The 18,579-nt window shown below is 69.3% G+C and carries 19 protein-coding genes and 3 tRNA genes; 11 read left to right on the top strand and 11 right to left on the bottom strand.

All coding sequences use genetic code 11. The features are described from left to right. Window positions 1–152 precede the first annotated feature (152 nt). Window positions 153–368 carry a DUF6274 family protein gene (locus tag ACZ7L5_RS16780; RefSeq protein WP_471517296.1) on the top strand — a complete coding sequence of 72 codons (216 nt, stop codon included), beginning with the start codon at window positions 153–155 and terminating at the stop codon, window positions 366–368. Between the two features lie 492 nt (window positions 369–860). Here ACZ7L5_RS16780 and bldC read toward each other — a convergent pair whose 3' ends face one another. Together bldC and ACZ7L5_RS16770 are read right to left on the bottom strand one after the other, a co-directional pair. Then, window positions 861–1,067 carry a developmental transcriptional regulator BldC gene (gene bldC / locus ACZ7L5_RS16775; RefSeq protein ID WP_003949541.1) on the bottom strand — a complete coding sequence of 69 codons (207 nt, stop codon included), beginning with the start codon at window positions 1,065–1,067 and terminating at the stop codon, window positions 861–863. Window positions 1,068–1,639: 572 nt separating this feature from the next. After that, complete coding sequence (locus tag ACZ7L5_RS16770; RefSeq protein ID WP_471517294.1) at window positions 1,640–2,482, bottom strand: DUF8083 family protein; 843 nt, start codon at window positions 2,480–2,482, stop codon at window positions 1,640–1,642. Window positions 2,483–2,706: 224 nt separating this feature from the next. On the opposite strand from ACZ7L5_RS16770, the gene ACZ7L5_RS16765 reads away from it, so the two are divergent. Together ACZ7L5_RS16765 and ACZ7L5_RS16760 are read left to right on the top strand one after the other, a co-directional pair. Next, window positions 2,707–3,795 (top strand): Leu/Phe/Val dehydrogenase, encoded by a 1,089-nt coding sequence (locus tag ACZ7L5_RS16765; RefSeq protein ID WP_471517292.1) that lies wholly within the window; start codon window positions 2,707–2,709, stop codon window positions 3,793–3,795. A 316-nt stretch (window positions 3,796–4,111) separates the two neighbouring features. Further along, window positions 4,112–4,363, top strand: a complete 252-nt coding sequence (locus ACZ7L5_RS16760; protein ID WP_328880684.1) for a DUF3073 domain-containing protein — start codon at window positions 4,112–4,114, stop codon at window positions 4,361–4,363. Window positions 4,364–4,448: 85 nt separating this feature from the next. Here ACZ7L5_RS16760 and purM read toward each other — a convergent pair whose 3' ends face one another. The 9 genes from purM to purS form a co-directional block, all read right to left on the bottom strand. Continuing rightward, window positions 4,449–5,516 carry a phosphoribosylformylglycinamidine cyclo-ligase gene (purM, locus tag ACZ7L5_RS16755; protein ID WP_328880683.1) on the bottom strand — a complete coding sequence of 356 codons (1,068 nt, stop codon included), beginning with the start codon at window positions 5,514–5,516 and terminating at the stop codon, window positions 4,449–4,451. A gap of 62 nt (window positions 5,517–5,578) precedes the next feature. After that, window positions 5,579–7,108: an amidophosphoribosyltransferase gene (gene purF, locus ACZ7L5_RS16750; RefSeq protein WP_328880682.1), complete on the bottom strand. Its 1,530-nt coding sequence runs from the start codon at window positions 7,106–7,108 to the stop codon at window positions 5,579–5,581. 61 nt (window positions 7,109–7,169) lie between these two features. After that, a complete protein-coding gene (locus ACZ7L5_RS16745; RefSeq protein WP_471517290.1) occupies window positions 7,170–7,964 on the bottom strand; it encodes an META domain-containing protein in 795 nt (264 codons plus the stop codon). Between the two features lie 90 nt (window positions 7,965–8,054). Next, complete coding sequence (locus ACZ7L5_RS16740; protein WP_471517288.1) at window positions 8,055–8,852, bottom strand: maleylpyruvate isomerase family mycothiol-dependent enzyme; 798 nt, start codon at window positions 8,850–8,852, stop codon at window positions 8,055–8,057. A 10-nt stretch (window positions 8,853–8,862) separates the two neighbouring features. Further along, window positions 8,863–9,699 (bottom strand): M23 family metallopeptidase, encoded by an 837-nt coding sequence (locus ACZ7L5_RS16735; RefSeq protein WP_471517286.1) that lies wholly within the window; start codon window positions 9,697–9,699, stop codon window positions 8,863–8,865. Between the two features lie 107 nt (window positions 9,700–9,806). Beyond that, window positions 9,807–10,307, bottom strand: coding sequence for an ArsR/SmtB family transcription factor (locus tag ACZ7L5_RS16730; RefSeq protein ID WP_362387120.1), 501 nt, complete (start codon window positions 10,305–10,307; stop codon window positions 9,807–9,809). A gap of 123 nt (window positions 10,308–10,430) precedes the next feature. Then, entirely contained in the window at window positions 10,431–12,689 is a 2,259-nt protein-coding gene (purL, locus tag ACZ7L5_RS16725) for a phosphoribosylformylglycinamidine synthase subunit PurL (protein WP_471517285.1), read from the bottom strand. Then, window positions 12,686–13,366 (bottom strand): phosphoribosylformylglycinamidine synthase subunit PurQ, encoded by a 681-nt coding sequence (gene purQ / locus ACZ7L5_RS16720; RefSeq protein ID WP_471517284.1) that lies wholly within the window; start codon window positions 13,364–13,366, stop codon window positions 12,686–12,688. The genes purL and purQ overlap by 4 nt, the downstream gene beginning before the upstream one ends. Beyond that, a complete protein-coding gene (gene purS, locus ACZ7L5_RS16715) occupies window positions 13,363–13,626 on the bottom strand; it encodes a phosphoribosylformylglycinamidine synthase subunit PurS (RefSeq protein WP_015659417.1) in 264 nt (87 codons plus the stop codon). Before purS ends, purQ begins: the two co-directional genes overlap by 4 nt. Before the next feature lie 364 nt (window positions 13,627–13,990). Between purS and ACZ7L5_RS16710 the strand changes: the two genes are divergently transcribed. From ACZ7L5_RS16710 to ACZ7L5_RS16675, 8 genes are all read left to right on the top strand, one after another. Then, window positions 13,991–14,308, top strand: coding sequence for a histone-like nucleoid-structuring protein Lsr2 (locus ACZ7L5_RS16710; protein ID WP_328880675.1), 318 nt, complete (start codon window positions 13,991–13,993; stop codon window positions 14,306–14,308). A 156-nt stretch (window positions 14,309–14,464) separates the two neighbouring features. Continuing rightward, window positions 14,465–14,536 (top strand) — tRNA-Gly (locus tag ACZ7L5_RS16705). Between the two features lie 80 nt (window positions 14,537–14,616). Next, window positions 14,617–14,689, top strand: a tRNA-Gly gene (locus tag ACZ7L5_RS16700). A gap of 130 nt (window positions 14,690–14,819) precedes the next feature. Then, window positions 14,820–15,779, top strand: coding sequence for an ABC transporter ATP-binding protein (locus ACZ7L5_RS16695; RefSeq protein ID WP_406200539.1), 960 nt, complete (start codon window positions 14,820–14,822; stop codon window positions 15,777–15,779). Beyond that, on the top strand, window positions 15,776–16,552 hold the full coding sequence (locus ACZ7L5_RS16690; protein WP_471517283.1) for an ABC transporter permease: 777 nt from the start codon (window positions 15,776–15,778) through the stop codon (window positions 16,550–16,552). The genes ACZ7L5_RS16695 and ACZ7L5_RS16690 overlap by 4 nt, the downstream gene beginning before the upstream one ends. A 17-nt stretch (window positions 16,553–16,569) precedes the next feature. Beyond that, the gene (locus ACZ7L5_RS16685) at window positions 16,570–17,802 is read left to right on the top strand and encodes a sensor histidine kinase (protein ID WP_471517282.1); all 1,233 of its coding nucleotides are present in this window, start codon (window positions 16,570–16,572) and stop codon (window positions 17,800–17,802) included. Then, window positions 17,799–18,449: a response regulator transcription factor gene (locus tag ACZ7L5_RS16680; protein ID WP_362387114.1), complete on the top strand. Its 651-nt coding sequence runs from the start codon at window positions 17,799–17,801 to the stop codon at window positions 18,447–18,449. Before ACZ7L5_RS16685 ends, ACZ7L5_RS16680 begins: the two co-directional genes overlap by 4 nt. A gap of 22 nt (window positions 18,450–18,471) precedes the next feature. Next, window positions 18,472–18,547: transfer RNA gene (locus tag ACZ7L5_RS16675), tRNA-Gly, on the top strand. Window positions 18,548–18,579 lie beyond the last annotated feature (32 nt).

Raw genomic sequence — 18,579 nt, 5'->3', positions numbered from 1 at the left:
GCATCCCACCAGGGACGCGGGCCTTCTTCGTGTTCCGGCGTCGGTTCGGCGTCACCCGGTGGCCGGGGAGCCCCCCGCCACCTTGACGGAGTCACATTCGCTCGGTACCCAGAAATCAGGGCTCTTCCCGGCGTGGCCCCTGGAGGTGGCGTATGGCGGCATCGACTAGGCACGAGACGCGGGCGTTGCTCCGTGCGCACCTGTCGGCCGCCTCCTGCTATCCGCGACATCTCACTCGGCACTGCCCGATCTGCCATCACCTGTTGCGCCTGGCGATGGCTTCCGCCCCGCACCCCGCCCCTCGCCCCACCCTGCCGGCTCCGCCCCCCGTGGAAGTCGCCGAGGACGAGGCCACGTCCTCGGCGTGACCTGGGCAACCTCAACTGCCGCCCCGTCATGGGGCGCTGGAAGCCGTGTGCCCCATTAGCGCACATGGGCCAGAGGCAACAAGCACCGCGCCATGTGACGGGTGTCACCGCATGAGTTTCGGGAAGCTTGGTACTTACGCCTCGCCTACAACTGGTCAATTTAATATGTGCAATTGCACCAGCTTCCGGCGATCGCCGGGTGCACACTGAGTGACCCTCGGGGCGAGTCCACAGGAGATCCGACGCGCCTCCCCAGACTCCGACAAGGCTGCCCACAGGACCACCTGCCGGCACACATACTGCGCACAAAAAAGATCGCGCTGGACTCGGCGGAGTCCAGCGCGATCCACGACGCACCCTTGTTGCGTGCCTGAAGTGCTCTGATTGGCCTGGGCGTGGGCTCTGTTGGGGCAGAACCCGCGTCGCTTGGAGCTAGGGGTCGGGCGCCACGACGGTTGGGGGAACTGCCGTTTTGCCCGGTTATGAAGTTGTTCAGGCCTCGCTGCGCTGCTGCGGGATGCCCGCGAGCAATGCACGGACCTCCGCCTCGCGGTAGCGGCGGTGCCCGCCGAGCGTACGGATCGAAGTAAGCTTCCCGGCCTTCGCCCACCGCGTGACCGTCTTGGGGTCGACGCGGAACATGGTGGCGACCTCAGCCGGGGTCAGCAGCGGCTCGGCATCAGGGGTGCGAGCGGTCATGAGCGGCCTCCTCGGGAGAACCGAACCTTCTCGGTTCTTTCCTCTAAATTCTGCACCTTGACCCGCGTTGCCCGAAATGGCGGACGCGAGTCGAGTCGGTTATAGGACGAACGGCTTGTCCTCGGCACTACAACTACACCATCTGTCCAGCCGCGTCGGCCAAACCGATGGAATTGCCCCTCCAGGTGTTCATCAGCGACGGAAGCCGATGGACCATGCCATAGCGGACAGTCACGCCCCTGTGACGATCAGTCACAGTGGCGTGCAGGAGTCCCAAGACCCCCCAAAGCGTGCAATGTCGAGCGAGAGTCCTCCCCGGACTCCTTGTCCTATTTTGGCACGAGGAGGGGTTAGGGGCGCAAGAGCCGCGTAAGTGCGGTCCGTCACGCTTACGCGCATTGACGCATCCTTCGCGCAGTACGCCCGGATCGGGGCCTACGTCCCATGCTGACGAGACATCAGGAACCCCAGAGCGAGCACGAAACCCCAAAACGGGCGTTTCGTCAAACGCCAGTTCGTTACATCACACAGTTCGTTACGTCACACCAGTCATGACTTCTCACCCGGACCGCTCAGTTGGCGGAACGCCGGTCCCGTACCGACCGCCAGCGCTCCACCAGCCGTCCGTAGGCCGTCCCCGCGGCCGCCCCGTCGCCGCGCCGCAGCGCGTCGATGCCGTCGGCCACGTCCGCCGCCGAGTGGTCGTCCTCCAGCTCACCGGCCGACAGGGTGTGCACGAGGCCGCCGTAGTCCAGCTCGACCAGCGAGCGCGGATGGAACTCCTCCAGCCAGCGTCCGACGTCCACCAGGCCGTCGATGAGGGGCCCTTCGTCGATGGCGTCCTTCAGCGTCCGCAGGGCCCGCGCCACCCGCCGCCGCGCCTGCACCATCGGCGTCCGGTAGCGCAGCATCGGGGGAATGTCGCCCGAGCCCTTGTCGAAACGCCGCTCCCCGTCCGACACCAGCACGAACCAGTGCAGCGGCACCTGCCACGTCGACGTGCGGATCCACGGCCTGGCGTCCGGGTTGCGGGCCAGCCAGCGCTCGTAGTCCTGGGCCGCCTGGCGCCGTACGACCTCCGGCAGCACCGCGTCCAGAACGGGCCCCGGCAACTCGTCGCCGAGCTCTTCCAGGGCCTGCCAGCCGCGCAGCCGCGTGCGCCACGGGCACACGCACAGCACGCCCTCGGCCTCAAGCACGAAGGCGTCGCCGCTCTCGTGCACCGGCACCGGGATGGGCGGAGTGGGCAGCAAGTCGGCCAGCGAGCGGCGCAGTTCGTCCTGGTACGAGGGGCGGTCGGCACGGCGGGCATAGCGGGCCCAGTGGTCGCGCTCCGGTTCCGGGAAGGCGGCCAGTGGTTCGTACACCCGCAGATAGGTCGCGTACGGGACGATCACCGAGGACACCTTGGGCACGCCTGCTCCCTCCCCCGCCGTCTGCCAGGGAAACCTGCGAAACCCGCTCACAAACGTGCGGGAAAACTATGCAAATCGTCGCACGGGTGTACTCCGGGAGTAGGTGATCCTGAGCACTGCGGGTTGGACGGGCGCCGGCGGGTTTAATCTCATGCTCAACAGCTCTCCCGCCACCCGTACGGGAGCTCGCTCCAATCGCCGCACCGTACTCAGGAGTCACCACAGTGACCGACGTAACACACGGCGTCCTGCACACCCTGTTCCACTCGGACCAGGGGGGTCATGAGCAAGTCGTGCTCTGCCAGGACCGCGCCAGCGGCCTCAAGGCCGTCATCGCCATCCACTCCACCGCTCTGGGCCCCGCCCTCGGCGGCACGCGCTTCTACCCGTACGCGACCGAGGAAGAGGCCGTCGCCGACGCGCTGAACCTCGCGCGCGGGATGTCGTACAAGAACGCCATGGCCGGTCTCGGCCACGGCGGCGGCAAGGCCGTGATCATCGGCGACCCGGAGAAGATCAAGTCCGACGAGCTGCTGCTGGCCTACGGCCGGTTCGTGGCCTCGCTGGGCGGCCGCTACGTCACCGCGTGCGACGTCGGTACGTACGTCGCCGACATGGACGTTGTGGCCCGCGAGTGCCGCTGGACCACCGGGCGCTCCCCGCAGAACGGCGGCGCGGGCGACTCCTCCGTGCTCACCGCCTTCGGCGTCTACCAGGGCATGCGCGCCTCGGCCCAGCACCAGTGGGGCGACCCGTCGCTGCGCGGCCGCAAGGTCGGCATCGCGGGCGTCGGCAAGGTCGGCCACCACCTGGTGGAGCACCTGCGGGCGGAAGGCGCCGAGGTCGTCATCACGGACGTGCGCGAGGAGGCCGTCGGCCGGATCCTCGCCGCGCACCCGGAAGGTGTGACGGCCGTCGCCGACACCGCGACCCTGATCCGGGCCGAGGGCCTCGACATCTACGCCCCCTGCGCGCTCGGCGGAGCCCTGAACGACGACACCGTGCCGGCGCTGACCGCCTCGGTGGTGTGCGGCGCGGCCAACAACCAGCTCGCCCACCCGGGCGTCGAGAAGGACCTCGCCGACCGCGGGATCCTCTACGCGCCCGACTACGTGGTGAACGCCGGCGGTGTCATCCAGGTCGCCGACGAGCTGCATGGTTTCGACTTCGAGCGGTGCAAGGCGAAGGCCGCGAAGATCTACGACACCACGCTGGCCATATTCGCACGTGCGAAGACGGACGGGATTCCGCCGGCCGCCGCGGCCGACCGGATCGCCGAACAGCGGATGGCGGAGGCACGCACGACGCTCTGATCCGGGGGCAATGGATCATCCGGAAGCCCTGAAAAGGGTTTGAGCGGTACCCGCCGGTGGGCAGTTGGAGAGAACTCTCACTTCTACCGGCGGGTCGACCGCCGATAAGTGGTTAAAATCGCGGTTGACCAGCGAGGACAGGGCACCTCGAAGGTCCTGTGCACACGCGCGTGCTGCGGGCGACGTACCGTATGGGCGCGGGCTCAGGTACCGTGGAAGCCCTACGGACCGGCCTCTCCACGGAGAGTCCGTTCTGGATCATGAACGCGTGTCAGACTCTGGGGCCGTCGAGCCCCGTCGTTAAGGGGGTCGAGCCATGGGGCGCGGCCGGGCCAAGGCCAAGCAGACGAAGGTCGCCCGCCAGCTGAAGTACAACAGCGGTGGGACGGATCTCTCACGCCTGGCTGACGAGCTGGGCGCATCGCCGTCGAACCAGTCGCCGAACGGCGAACCGTTCGAGGACGATGAGCAGGATGACGACGACTTGTACTCCCGTTATGCGGACCTCTATGAGGACGACGACGAGGACGAGGACGGCGATCCCTCACAGCAACGTCGCGGAGCTTGACCTTGTATTGAGCACCCACCCGGTCGGTGACTTCGGTCGCCGACCGGGTTCTGTGCTGCTTGCAGGGCTTCAGCCCCGGGCGTGTCTACTTTGAGTACGTACCGACGAGGGCCGCGCCCGTCTCGTGGTCGCCCCTGTCCGTGATCTCGCCGGCGACCCAGGCGTCCACGCCACGGTCGGCCAGCGTCTCCAGCGCCGCGTCCGTGGACTCCTCGGGCACGATCGCGATCATGCCGACGCCCATGTTCAGCGTCTTCTCCAGCTCCAGGCGCTCGACCTGACCGGTCCGGCCGACGAGGTCGAAGATCGGGGCCGGCGTCCAGGTGGAGCGGTCGACGATCGCGTGCAGGTCGTCCGGGATCACCCGGGCCAGGTTCGCCGCGAGGCCGCCGCCCGTGATGTGGCTGAACGCGTGCACGTCCGTGGTGCGGGTGAGGGCCAGGCAGTCCAGCGAGTAGATCTTGGTGGGCTCCAGCAGTTCCTCGCCGAGGGGGCGGCCGAGCTCGTCGATCTGCGCGTCCAGGGCGAGGCCGCCCTGGTTCAGCAGGACGTGCCGGACCAGCGAGTACCCGTTCGAGTGAAGGCCGGATGCCGCCATGGCGATCACCGCGTCACCCGTACGGATGCGATCCGGGCCCAGCAGCCGGTCGGCCTCCACGACACCCGTGCCGGCGCCGGCCACGTCGAAGTCGTTCTCGCCCAGCAGACCCGGGTGCTCGGCCGTCTCGCCGCCGACCAGGGCGCAGCCGGCAAGCACACAGCCCTCGGCGATGCCCTTGACGATCGCGGCGACCCGCTCGGGGTGGACCTTGCCGACGCAGATGTAGTCGGTCATGAACAGCGGCTCGGCGCCGCACACCACGATGTCGTCCATGACCATCGCGACCAGGTCGTGGCCGATCGTGTCGTAGACGCCCATCTGGCGGGCGATGTCGACCTTGGTTCCGACACCGTCGGTGGCGGAGGCGAGCAGGGGGCGCTCGTAGCGCTTGAGGGCGGAGGCGTCGAAGAGGCCGGCGAAACCGCCGAGGCCGCCGAGGACCTCGGGGCGCTGGGTCTTCTTCACCCACTCCTTCATCAGCTCGACCGCGCGGTCGCCCGCTTCGATGTCGACGCCCGCTGCTGCGTAGCTGGCACCAGTTGTCTCAGACATGGCAGTAGAGAACCTTCGTGTCGTACGGCAGGCGTTTCTTAAAAGAGCACAGCACGGGCCGTCTACGGGCGGCGGATCGCGTCGGCCGCGGCCGTGGCGGCCGGGCCAGCGGCCAGCTCCGTCTCCAGCAGCTGCTTGCCGAGCAGCTCGGGGTCCGGGAGATCCATCGGGTACTCGCCGTCGAAGCAGGCGCGGCACAGGTTCGGCTTGGCGATGGTGGTCGCCTCGATCATGCCGTCGATGGAGATGTAGGAGAGCGAGTCGGCCCCGAGCGAGGTGCCGATCTCGTCGATGGACATGCCGTTGGCGATCAGCTCGGCGCGGGTGGCGAAGTCGATGCCGAAGAAGCAGGGCCACTTCACGGGGGGAGAGGAGATCCGGATGTGGACCTCGGCCGCTCCCGCCTCGCGGAGCATGCGGACCAGGGCCCGCTGGGTGTTGCCGCGCACGATCGAGTCGTCCACGACCACCAGGCGCTTGCCCTTGATGACTTCCTTCAGCGGGTTCAGCTTCAGACGGATGCCGAGCTGGCGGATGGTCTGCGAGGGCTGGATGAACGTACGTCCGACGTACGCGTTCTTCACGAGACCCGCACCGAACGGGATGCCGCTCGCCTCCGCGTAGCCGATGGCGGCCGGGGTGCCGGATTCCGGGGTCGCTATGACCAGGTCGGCGTCGACCGGGGCTTCCTTCGCGAGCTTGCGGCCCATCTCCACACGGGAGAGGTACACGTTCCGGCCGGCGATGTCGGTGTCCGGGCGGGCCAGGTACACGTACTCGAAGACACAGCCCTTGGGCTTTGCTTCCGCGAATCGTGAGGTGCGCAGGCCGTTCTCGTCGATGGCGATGAACTCGCCCGGCTCTACCTCACGGACGTAGCTGGCGCCGCAGATGTCGAGGGCGGCGGACTCGGAGGCGACGACCCAGCCGCGCTCCAGGCGGCCGAGGACCAGCGGGCGGATGCCCTGCGGGTCACGGGCGGCGTACAGGGTGTTCTCGTCCATGAAGACGAGACTGAAGGCGCCCTTGACCTGCGGAAGGACCGTGTGGGCCGCCTCCTCGATGGTCAGCGGCTTGCCGTCCTCGTCGACCTGGGCCGCGAGCAGCGCGGTGAGCAGGTCGGTGTCGTTGGTGGCCGCGACGCGCGGGGTGCGGCCGCCCTCCTGCTTGGGCAGGTCGGCGACCATCTCGGCGAGCTGGGCCGTGTTGACCAGGTTGCCGTTGTGGCCGAGCGCGATGGAGCCGTGCGCGGTGGCACGGAACGTCGGCTGCGCGTTCTCCCAGACGGAGGCACCGGTGGTCGAGTAGCGGGCGTGGCCCACTGCGATGTGACCCTGGAGCGATCCGAGAGAGGTCTCGTCGAAGACCTGGGAGACCAGGCCCATGTCCTTGAAGACGAGGATCTGGGAGCCGTTACTGACCGCGATTCCCGCGGATTCCTGGCCCCGATGCTGGAGGGCGTAGAGCCCGAAGTACGTGAGCTTTGCGACCTCTTCACCCGGGGCCCAGACACCGAAGACGCCGCAAGCGTCCTGGGGGCCTTTCTCGCCGGGAAGCAGATCGTGATTGAGTCGACCGTCACCACGTGGCACGGCTCCGAGTGTAGGCGAGATCGACCACTGGTCCGAATTGGGGATACGCGCCTGTAAATGATCACTCAGTGGCGGCCGCGTTTACGCGCTCGCCGTTTTCGCTGGTCAGCACGAGGGTGCGGTGATCCACTCGGTACTTCACCGTGCCGTCGAAGAGGCCCAGGAGGGTCTTCTCCGTATTCATGAGTGAGGTGTCGCACATCATTCGCGTGGTGGACGCCGTGCCGAGCGTGATACTGCCGTCGCGGACCGTGGCCTCGGCCCTCACCTTGTTGCAGCCGAGGCTGCCGTTGACCAGGCCGGTCTTCTCGTCGAACGTGAGGTGGGCCTTGCCGTCGGTGTCGGGGCTGGTGATGGCCCACTTCGTGCCCGCCAGCGGGGCCGCCTTCTCCTTGGTGAGGGCGACGCGGTCGCCGTCCGTCGTGGTGAGGGTGAGCTTGTCGCCGTCGACCTCGGCCGTGAGGTTGCCGTCGGAGAGGGTGCGGGCGAGGGTCACCTCGAAGTTCGGGGGGACGCCTTCGCAGGCCATCTCGGTCGCCTGCATCTTGTCGAAGGTGACCTTGCTGTCGGTGAAGGCGGCGTCGGCGCCGAAGTTGTTGCAGCCCAGGTTGCCCTTGACCTTGCCGCCGTCGGCGATGCGCACATAGGCGTTGCTCGGGGCGGCGCTCTTCTTTCCGTCGACGGTGACCTCGTCGACGGCCCAGTGCGCGCCGGTGACGGAGGCCGACGCCCCGGAGCCGACCGTGTCACTGCCCGCGTCCTCGCTGCCGCAGGCCACGGCGAGCGGGAGGAGGGTCAGCGTGGCAAAGGCGGCCAGTCGCTTCTTGTCCTTACCGAGGGTGCCGAGTGTGTTCATGCCGGTGGGACGGGAGGGACGCGAGACTGGTTCCGCTTGTGAGGCCGGACGGGGCACGCCAACCCCGGCCGCCCTTTCTCCGGTCCGGCCTCACCCCATGAGCGGCAGCAGCCCGCCCAGATCCGCCCGCTCCCCGCTCGCGCGCACCTTGGCCCGCGCGATGGACGCCTGCCACGCCACCCTCCCGGTGGCCAGCCGGATCCAGGTCAGCGGATCGGTCTCGACGACGTTCGGCGGCGTGCCCCGGGTGTGCCTCGGCCCCTCGACGCACTGCACGACGGCATACGGCGGAATCCGCACCTCGGTCGACCCGCCGGGTGCCTTCGCGGCGAGCGCGTCCGCGAGGAGGCGGGTGCAGGCGGCGAGGGCCTGACGGTCGTACGGGATGCCGAGGCCGGGGACGGCGGCGTTCAGGTCGTCGGTGTGGACGACGAGCTCGACGGTGCGGGTGACCAGGTAGTCGGCGAGGGGCATCGCGCCGATGCGGGCGGCGAGGAGCCGGCCGCCGGGGGCGTCCGCCAGCCTCTGTGTGAGGCGTTCCTCGGTGCGGGCGTAGAGGGCTACCAGGTCGGGGTTGGCGGCGGCGAGGTCGCGGGTGCCGTCGTCGATGTCGCCGGCGAGGGCCGCCGTGGCGAAGGGCCAGTCCAGAAGGGCGAGCTCGGCTTTCGCCGGTTCGTCGCGGTCGAGGTGGCGGCTCACGGCGTCCACGGTCATGGCCACGTGCGCCGCCAGGTCCCGTACGGTCCAGCCCTCCAGGCGGGTGGGCAGGGCCACTTGCTCGGGGGTGAGGGTGCGGACGGCCTCGCGGACGTGCCCGAACTGGGTGAGGACCGCGGTGCGGATCTTGGCGGGGTCGTAGGTGCGGGCGCGCTTCTTGGCCGGGGGCATGGGCGCGAGATTAGTCGGCGGCACCGACAACCGGGCCGACCACCTCGAACACCTCCTGGTTGCGCGGCACTCCGACGCCGCGCCAGCCGAAGGGCACGCCACGGGCGCTGTCCGGGTCCGGGCCGTCCATCAGCTGGAAGTGCAGGTGCGGCTCGGAGGAGTTGCCCGAGTTTCCGCAGCGGGCGATGACCTGCCCGGCGTGCACCCGGTCGCCCTCCCGGGCGGTGAGCGAGCCGCGCCGCAGGTGCGCGTAGGCCGCGTAGGTGCCGTTGCCGAGGTCCAGGATCAGGTGGTTGCCGAGGATGCGGCGAAGGCCCGCCATCTCGCGGACCGAGCCCTCGGCCAGCATCAGGTACAGCAGCCCCGCGAGCGAGTTGCGGCTCAGGTGATCGCGCTGCCCGTCGACGGCCCGCACGACCGTGGCGTCGGCGACCGCGAGGATCGGTTCGTCGAAGGCCGGGAAGTCCTGGGGGCGTCGGGCGATCGGCCACAGCCAGTGGAAGGCGGGGCGGGCGCCGGGTTCCGGCTCGGCGATGATGTCGATGGCGTACGTCTGCCCGTGGGCGTGGATGCCATGGCTCGGGGTGCGGTCGGCCGGGCTGTTCAGCGCGGACCAGCGGCCGGTGACCGGCGGGCCGACCTCGACGGGTTCCCGGGCCCGGCGCGAGCTGTCCGGGGCGCCGCCCCAGCGGTTGGCGACGGTGACGACGACGTACGCGAGGACCAGCGGCAGGAAGTCCCACCAGACCGGGTAGCCCCAGCCGAAGCAGATGTGGGCGATCACCAGGCCGATGAAGGCCAGCTGGAGGCCGCGGAAGGCCACCATGGCGAGCTTGCGTGCGGACATCGTTCCCCCTCTGGGTCGGTCCCTTTTCGATTCCTGTTCGGTCCCTGTTCGGTCCCTTGCTTCGGGCGTTGCGCCGGACGTCTCCTCGGGCGTTGCTGCGGGCCTTGTTACGGACGGGCCGCCGACAGCGCCACCAGCAGCGGTACGACCCGCCCCGGCGGCACCTCGTAACGGCCCCGGCCGGTCGTGTGCAGCCAGCCCGCGCCTGTGAGCTGGCGCAGGTGGTGGTAGATCTGGCCGGTCGTGCCGACCTCGTCCAGCTCGGCCAGTTCGGCCGCGGTGCGCCGGCCGGCGATGACCTCGCGGAGCAGCCGGAGCCGGACCGGGTGACCGAGGGCCGCGAAGGACTCGGCGGCCTCGGTCCACTCGGCGTCCAGCAGCCCCTCGGTCAGCGCGCCGTGCTGCCACTCGTACTGCTCCCCGGTCGGCAGCCGAACCGCGCCGGTGAACAGCACTCCGCCGTCGGCCGCGCCCAGCTCGGCCAGCTGCTCCTTGAACCCCTGAAGGGCCCAGAAGTCGCCCTCGCCGATGCGGGGGGCGGTCTGCTGCGCGCTCTCCAGCGCTGCCAGCCGTCGCTCGAGGTCGGCGACGCGTTGTTCAAGTTCCACGCTGCGATGCTACGGAACTACGTAATTACGTGCAACCATCGGCATGCCGGTGCTCGGAGGGCGGTACGGCGAAGCCCCCGCCCGGTGACCGGACGGGGGCTTCGGAGCGGTAGGGCCCCTCGTCTACTTCAACAGCGCAGGAATCGGCGCCTCGTGCGTCTCGCGCAGGCCCTCCAGCGAGAGCGCGAACTCGCCCTGCAGTTCCACCGAGTCGCCGTCGACGACACCGATGCGGGTGACCGGCAGGCCCCGCGCACCGCACATGTCGTTGAAGCGGAGCTCCTCGGAGCGCGGCACGGCGACGACCGCGCGTCCCGCCGACTCGGAGAAGAGGAAGGTGAAGGCGTCCAGCCCGTCCGGTACGACCAGACGCGCGCCCTTGCCGCCGAGCAGCGCCGACTCGACGACCGCCTGGATCAGACCGCCGTCGGACAGGTCGTGGGCGGAGTCGATCATGCCGTCGCGGGAGGCGGAGATCAGGATCTCGGCGAGCAGCCGCTCGCGCTCCAGGTCCACCTGGGGCGGCAGACCGCCGAGGTGGTCGTGCACGACCTGCGACCAGGCCGAGCCGCCGAACTCCTCACGCGTGTCGCCGAGGAGGTAGAGCAGCTGCCCCTCCTCCTGGAAGGCGACCGGCGTGCGGCGCGCGACGTCGTCGATAACGCCGAGGACGGCCACGACCGGCGTCGGGTGGATGGCCACGTCGCCGGTCTGGTTGTAGAGCGAGACGTTGCCGCCGGTCACCGGGGTGCCCAACTGCTGGCAGGCGTCCGCCAGTCCGCGCACGGCCTCCGCGAACTGCCACATCACCGCCGGGTCCTCGGGCGAGCCGAAGTTCAGGCAGTCGGAGACCGCGAGCGGCTTGGCGCCGGTCGTGGCGACGTTGCGGTACGCCTCCGCCAGCGCCAGCTGGGCGCCGTGGTACGGGTCCAGCTTCGCGTACCGGCCGTTGCCGTCCGTGGCGATGGCGACGCCGAGGCCGGTCTCGTCGTCGATGCGGATCATGCCGGAGTCCTCGGGCTGGGCGAGGACGGTGTTGCCCTGCACGAAGTGGTCGTACTGCGAGGTGATCCACTTCTTGGAGGCCTGGTTCGGGGAGCCGACCAGCTTCACGACCTGGTCCTTCAGCTCGGCCGAGGTCGTAGGGCGGGGCAGCTTGTTCGCGTCGTCGGCCTGCAGCTCGTCCTGCCAGGACGGACGGGCGTACGGGCGCTCGTAGACCGGGCCCTCGTGCGCCACGGTGCGCGGGTCGACGTCGACGATCTTGCCGCCGTGCCAGTAGATCTCCAGGCGGTCGCCGTCGGTCACCTCACCGATGACGGTGGCGATGACGTCCCACTTCTCGCAGATCTCCAGGAACCGGTCGACCTTCGCCGGCTCGACGACCGCGCACATGCGCTCCTGCGACTCGCTCATGAGGATTTCCTCGGGCGAGAGCGTGGAGTCGCGCAGCGGGACGTCGTCCAGGGTGACGCGCATGCCGCCGGAGCCGTTGGAGGCCAGCTCGGAGGTGGCGCAGGACAGCCCCGCCGCGCCGAGGTCCTGGATACCGACGACCAGCTTCTCCTGGAAGGCCTCCAGGGTGCACTCGATGAGGAGCTTCTCCTGGAAGGGGTCGCCGACCTGGACGGCCGGGCGCTTCGACGGCTTGGCGTCGTCGAAGGTCTCGGACGCGAGGATCGACGCGCCGCCGATGCCGTCACCGCCCGTACGGGCCCCGTACAGGATGACCTTGTTGCCGGCGCCGGACGCCTTCGCGAGGTGGATGTCCTCGTGCCGCATCACACCGATGGCACCGGCGTTGACCAGCGGATTGCCCTGGTAGCAGGAGTCGAAGACGACCTCGCCGCCGATGTTGGGCAGGCCCAGGCAGTTGCCGTAGCCGCCGATGCCCGCGACGACACCGGGGAGCACCCGCTTGGTGTCGGGGTGGTCGGCGGCACCGAAGCGCAGCGGGTCGACGACGGCCACCGGGCGCGCGCCCATCGCGATGATGTCGCGGACGATGCCACCGACACCGGTCGCGGCACCCTGGTAGGGCTCGACGTACGACGGGTGGTTGTGCGACTCGACCTTGAAGGTCACGGCGTAGCCCTGGCCGACGTCCACCACACCGGCGTTCTCGCCGATGCCGACGAGCATCGCGTCGGACTCGGGGGCCTTCTCGCCGAACTGGCGGAGGTGGACCTTGGAGGACTTGTACGAGCAGTGCTCGGACCACATGACCGAGTACATGGCGAGCTCGGCACCGGTGGGCCGGCGGCCGAGGATCTCCACGACCCTCTCGTACTCGTCCTTCTTCAGGCCGAGTTCGGCCCAGGGCAGCTCGACGTCGGGGGTCGCGGCCGCGTGCTCGACCGTGTCCAGAGGCGTCCGGCTCATGCGTTGACCAGCTTCTTGAGGATCGAGGTGAAGAAGGGGAGACCGTCGGTGCGGCCCGACCCGATCAGGGGCTCGACGGCGTGCTCCGGGTGCGGCATGAGGCCTACGACGTTGCCGGCCTCGTTGGTGATGCCGGCGATGTCGTTGAGCGAGCCGTTCGGGTTGAAGTCCAGGTACCGGAACGCGACGCGGCCCTCGGCCTCCAGCTTGTCCAGCGTGTACCGGTCGGCGACATAACGGCCGTCCATGTTCTTGAGCGGGATGTGGATCTCCTGCCCGCTCTCGTAATCACTGGTCCAGGAGGTTTCCGCGTTCTCCACCCGCAGCTTCTGGTCGCGGCAGATGAAGTGCAGATGGTCGTTGCCGAGCATCCCGCCGGGCAGCAGGTGCGCCTCGGTGAGTACCTGGAAGCCGTTACAGATACCGAGAACCGGCAGTCCGGTCTTCGCCTGCTCGATGACGGTCTCCATCACCGGCGAGAACCGGGAGATGGCTCCGGCGCGCAGATAGTCGCCGTAGGAGAAACCGCCGGGCAGCACCACGGCATCGACCTGCTTGAGGTCCTTGTCCTTGTGCCAGAGGGCGACCGGTTCCGCGCCCGCGAGGCGGATCGCGCGCTGGGTGTCCCGGTCATCGAGACTCCCCGGGAAAGTGACGACGCCAATACGAGCGGTCACTTCGCGGCCTCCGCGACTTCCTCCACCTTGACGGTGAAGTCCTCGATCACGGTGTTGGCGAGGAAGGATTCCGCAAGATCGTGGATGCGGGCGAGCGCGGCCTCGTCGACCGGCCCGTCAACTTCCAGTTCGAATCGCTTTCCCTGACGTACGTCCGAGATGCCTTCGAATCCCAGCCGCGGCAGTGCGCGCTGCACCGCCTGGCCCTGGGGGTCGAGGATCTCCGGCTTGAGCATGACGTCGACTACGACGCGTGCCACTGGCACTCCCGGTGTGTGGTGCTGAGCAGGTTCCTTCAGACTACCCGCACAAAATTTCTACGCGAGTAGAGTTGTAGGAAGCTACGTGACAGCCATCACGATGAGGTACGGGAGGGGGGCGTTCACGAAAAGTTACGGGAAAGATCCCCGGTCAGCCGCAGATAGGTATTGCGCCCGCCCGTCTCCCACCACCACCCTCAATCGAAGTCGCTGCGCTCCCTCTTGATTTTTGACACGCGGACAGATTTAGTCGGGCTTCACATTGCATTGCCGGGCACTGTACAAATGAATTGGCAAATAGCCGACACTCGGCACGTCATCCCAGCTGAGCTGTATGACATGCCGGACGAAGGGACCGATATTCGTGGCGCAGAAGGTCGTGGTCACTCTCTTTGACGACATCGACGGCTCGGAAGCGGCGGAAACGATCGCCTTCGGACTCGACGGCAAGTCGTACGAGATCGACCTGAATGAAGCCAATGCCAAGAAACTGCGTAAGGCGCTCGCGCCCTACGTGGACGCCGGCCGCAAGCGGTCGAAGTCAGGCAAGGCGTACAAGCAGACCGAGGTCGCCCCGGACCCGGCGGCCGTCCGGGCCTGGGCCCAGGCCAACAAGATGGAGGTGCCGGCCCGCGGCCGCATCCCCAAGAAGGTCTACGAGGCGTTCGCCTCGGCCCGGTGAGGTACTCCGAGGACGTGTCCTCAGGGTCCGTCAGCGCGCCCTGAGGACGGCCGACTTGAGCCGGTGCGACAACCGACTTGCGCTACCCCCCTGCTGATCAGCTAATGTCTGGGGCACGCCGCCGGGCGGGGCAGAAAAGCCCAGCTCGCCGAGCTTGCGGGTGTAGTTCAGTAGTAGAACATCCCCCTTCCAGGGGGAAGGCGCAGTGTGCAATTCCTGTCACCCGCTCTGCACCACCGTACTGACCACGTAAGTGGATCAGGTAGGCTGGTGCTCGCACCGATCGGTGAGAGCCGGTCGGGGGCAATGCGGACGTAGCTCAGTTGGTAGAGCGCAACCTTGCCAAGGTTGAGGTCGCGAGTTCGAGCCTCGTCGTCCGCTCGGGAATGAGACCCCGGTCCTGATGGACCGGGGTCTTTTCGTTATCCGGCGCGCGTCCCCTGACATTTGTCATGCGGAGTGATGACAGCGCGCACTGCTTCCGGCATCGGATCGCCGGGACGCTGGTGTCATGAACATCAACGAACACGAACACGTGATTGAGGTCACCGACCTGCGTCGTGTGTACGGGGGCGGGTTCGAAGCGGTGCGCGGAATCACGTTCTCCGTGGACCGCGGCGAGGTCTTCGCGCTGCTCGGCACCAATGGCGCGGGCAAGACGTCCACCGTCGAACTGCTCGAAGGGCTCGCCCGGCCCGCCGGGGGGCGGGTGCGGGTGCTCGGGCACGATCCCCACGCCGAGCGGGACGTCGTACGGCCGCGGACCGGGGTGATGTTGCAGGAGGGCGGCTTTCCGTCCGAGCTGACCGTCGCCGAGACCGCGCGGATGTGGGCGGGGTGCGTGAGCGGGGCCATGCCCGAGGCCGAGGCCCTGGACATGGTCGGGCTCGGGCGGCGGGCCGGGGTGCGGGTGAAGCAGCTGTCCGGCGGTGAACGGCGGCGGCTGGATCTGGCGCTCGCCCTGCTGGGCAGGCCCGAGGTGCTGTTCCTGGACGAGCCGACGACCGGGCTCGACGCCGAAGGGCGCCGGGACACCTGGGAATTGGTCCGGGAACTGCGCGACGCCGGTACGACCGTGCTGCTGACCACGCACTACCTAGAAGAGGCCGAGAACCTCGCCGACCGCATCGCGATCCTGCACGAGGGACGCATCGCCGCCGCCGGGACGCCGGCCGAGGTGACGGCGGCACAGCCCTCGCGGATCTCCTTCGAGCTGCCCCAGGGCTACTTCGTGGGGGATCTGCCGCCCCTCGACGACATGGGCGTGCGCGAGCACGAGATCGACGGGCGCGTCGTACGGCTGCGCACCCACGAGTTGCAGCGCACCGCGACCCGGCTCCTGGTGTGGGCGGACACGGCAGGGGTGGAGCTGCGGCGGCTGGACGTGCGTCCGGCGTCGCTTGAGGAGGCGTTCCTGGGGATCGCGCGGGAGGCGGCCGGCGCCGCCGAGAAGAAGGAGTACGCGGCATGAGTACGGCGATGACCACCCCGGTGGGACGCATGACGGCGTTGGCCCGCGCGGAGGTGACGCTGCTCGGGCGCAGCAGGGGCACGCTGTTCGCGGCGCTGTTCGTACCGCTGCTGCTGCCCTTCAGCGTGCGGGAGGCTGCGAAGGGGATGGACCTGGCGGAGGCCGGCCTTTCCCTCGGCACGGTCGTCCTGCCCGCATCGATCGGCTTCTCCCTGCTCTACGCGGTGTACGCCACGCTCGTCTCCGTCTACACCGCCCGGCGCGAGGAGCTCGTCCTCAAACGGCTGCGCACCGGCGAGCTCAAGGACGCGGAGATCCTGGCCGGGGCCGCGCTGCCGGCCGTGGTCACCGGCATCGCGCAGAGCCTGGTGCTGGCGGTCGGCTGCGCCGTCCTGCTCGACGTGGGCGCGCCGGCTGCTCCCCATCTGGCCGTGCTGGGCCTGCTGTTGGGGGTCGTGCTGTGCGCGTCGCTGGGCGCCGTGACCGCGTCGTTCACTCGCAGCGTCGAGAGTGCGCAGGTCACGACACTGCCCGTGGTGTTCCTGTCCATGATCTTCTCCGGGATGTTCGTCCCCCTCGAGGTGCTGCCGGACCGGGTGGCGTCGGTGTGCGAGTTCCTGCCGCTGACCCCGGTGATCACCCTGCTGCGGGGTGGCTGGACCGGCGACCTGTCGGCGTACGAGGTGATCGGTCCCGTGCTGACCGGGCTGGCCTGGACGGTCCTGGGCGTGTTGGCTGTGCGACGGTGGTTCCGATGGGAGCCACGGCACTGAGGCAGGGGGGACGGCGCATGCGCGGGCCGGGAACGTGGTGGCGGGGCAAGAGCACCCCGGCGAAGGTCGAGACGTACACACGGTGGTCGTTCCACTTCTTCGCGGTGATCGAGGTCGCCACGCTCGGTCTGCCCGCCGTCGGCTCGACGACGTCCGAGCCCGGGATCGCGCGCTGGCTGTTTCTGATGGTGTGCGCGCACGCCGTGGCCTGTGCCTTCACCGCGTCGCGGGCCCTCGACTGGACGCGCGGCCGCCGTGCGCAGCCGCTGCGGGCGATGGCGGGGCTCGTCACCGTCGCCATGGCGGTCGTCGTCGCCACCACCCTCATCGTGCGGTACGGCCCGAACGGCGAGGATGTCGACACCGCGGTGGGCACGGTCCTGGGCGGCACGCTGGCCTTCACGGTCGGCACCATCACGCTCGGCGTCGGCAGCAGGCGGCGCGTGTTCGCGATCGTCGCGGGAACCGCGGTGGCCACCGGACTCGTGGCCCTGCCGCTCGGCTCCCCGGTCCCGGCGGCGCTGGGCGCGTCGGTGGCGGTCTTCATCGCCTGCGGAATCCTGGCCCTCACGTCCGGTTTCTCCGTCTGGCTCCTGAACGCCGTCTACGAACTCGACGAGGCCCGCGAGACCCGGGCCCGGCTCGCCGTCGCCGAGGAGCGGCTGCGGTTCGGGCGGGATCTGCACGACGTCATGGGGCGGAATCTGTCGGTCATCGCCCTGAAGAGCGAACTCGCCGTGCAGCTCGCGCGGCGCGGGCGGCCCGAGGCCGTGGAGCAGATGATCGAGGTGCAGCGCATCGCCGGCGAGTCGCAGCGCGAGGTGCGGGACGTCGTACGCGGCTATCGGGAGGTCGACCTGGAGGTTGAACTGGCCGGTGCGCAGGGGGTGTTGAAGGCGGCCGGGATCGAGTGCCGGGTGACCGGCCGGACGGCGGGGCTCCCCGTCGAGGTGCAGTCGGCGCTGGCCTGGGTGGTCCGGGAGGCGACCACCAATGTGCTGCGGCACGGGAATGCCGGGCGGTGCTCGGTGGGGGTATCGGTGAGCGAGGGGCGCGTGGTGTTGACGGTGGAGAACGACGGGGCGGCCGGAGCCTCCGACGAAGGTGGGGGCTCCGGGCTGGCCGGGCTGCGGGAGCGGCTGGCCGCGGTGGACGGGACGCTGGACGCCGGTCACGTGGGCGAGGCGGTGTTCCGGCTGGTGGCGGAGGTGCCGCTGGCGGGGGCGGGTGTGCGGGAGGTCGCCGTATGACCGACCTGCGGAGCGACCGTACGTCCGGCCGCCCGGCAGGGCCCGTACGACTGCTCCTCGCCGACGACGAGCATCTGATCCGGGGGGCGCTCGCCACCCTGCTCTCCCTGGAGGACGACCTGATGATCGTCGCCGAGGCGGCGACCGGGCCGGAGGCGCTGGCGATGGCACGGGCGCACGAACCGGACGTGGCCGTCCTCGATCTGCAGATGCCCGGGGCGGACGGTGTGAAGGTCGCCACATCACTGCGGGCCGAACTGCCCAGGTGCCAGGTGCTGATCGTGACCAGTCACGGCCGGCCCGGGCATCTGAAACGGGCCCTTGCGGCGGGTGTGCGCGGGTTCGTCCCGAAGACCGTCAGCGCCCAGCGGCTCGCGGAGATCATCCGTACCGTGCACGCCGGAAACCGTTACGTCGATCCGGAGTTGGCCGCCGACGCCATCGCCGCCGGGGACTCGCCGCTGACCGCCCGGGAGGCCGAGGTGCTGGAACTCGCCGCCGACGGGGCGCCCGTCGCGGAGATCGCGGAGCGGGCCGCACTGTCACAGGGGACCGTGCGGAACTATCTGTCCTCCGCCGTCTCCAAGCTCGGGGCGGAGAACCGGCACGCGGCGGTGCGTCTCGCGCGGGAGCGGGGTTGGGTATAGTGGTTCTCGCGCCACGGCGCATGCGAACGTAGCTCAGTTGGTAGAGCGCAACCTTGCCAAGGTTGAGGTCGCGAGTTCGAACCTCGTCGTTCGCTCCATTTCGAAAGGCCCCCGGTTCTCCGGGGGCCTT

It is taken from the genome of Streptomyces sp. NPDC107528 (genome assembly GCF_055639295.1).
Note: the sequence above shows the minus strand (reverse complement) of the source record. Positions and strands in the feature narration are given on the sequence as shown.

What these genes read in the sequence shown, in the direction of transcription:
- purM (WP_328880683.1), bottom strand. Translation starts at nt 5,516, where the DNA reads ATGTCTGAGACAACTGGTGCCAGCTACGCAGCAGCGGGCGTCGACATC.
- ACZ7L5_RS16780 (WP_471517296.1), top strand. Translation starts at nt 153, where the DNA reads ATGGCGGCATCGACTAGGCACGAGACGCGGGCGTTGCTCCGTGCGCAC.
- ACZ7L5_RS16740 (WP_471517288.1), bottom strand. Translation starts at nt 8,852, where the DNA reads ATGCCCCCGGCCAAGAAGCGCGCCCGCACCTACGACCCCGCCAAGATC.
- ACZ7L5_RS16695 (WP_406200539.1), top strand. Translation starts at nt 14,820, where the DNA reads ATGAACATCAACGAACACGAACACGTGATTGAGGTCACCGACCTGCGT.
- ACZ7L5_RS16760 (WP_328880684.1), top strand. Translation starts at nt 4,112, where the DNA reads ATGGGGCGCGGCCGGGCCAAGGCCAAGCAGACGAAGGTCGCCCGCCAG.
- ACZ7L5_RS16680 (WP_362387114.1), top strand. Translation starts at nt 17,799, where the DNA reads ATGACCGACCTGCGGAGCGACCGTACGTCCGGCCGCCCGGCAGGGCCC.
- ACZ7L5_RS16685 (WP_471517282.1), top strand. Translation starts at nt 16,570, where the DNA reads ATGCGCGGGCCGGGAACGTGGTGGCGGGGCAAGAGCACCCCGGCGAAG.
- purL (WP_471517285.1), bottom strand. Translation starts at nt 12,689, where the DNA reads ATGAGCCGGACGCCTCTGGACACGGTCGAGCACGCGGCCGCGACCCCC.
- ACZ7L5_RS16745 (WP_471517290.1), bottom strand. Translation starts at nt 7,964, where the DNA reads ATGAACACACTCGGCACCCTCGGTAAGGACAAGAAGCGACTGGCCGCC.
- ACZ7L5_RS16735 (WP_471517286.1), bottom strand. Translation starts at nt 9,699, where the DNA reads ATGTCCGCACGCAAGCTCGCCATGGTGGCCTTCCGCGGCCTCCAGCTG.
- bldC (WP_003949541.1), bottom strand. Translation starts at nt 1,067, where the DNA reads ATGACCGCTCGCACCCCTGATGCCGAGCCGCTGCTGACCCCGGCTGAG.
- ACZ7L5_RS16690 (WP_471517283.1), top strand. Translation starts at nt 15,776, where the DNA reads ATGAGTACGGCGATGACCACCCCGGTGGGACGCATGACGGCGTTGGCC.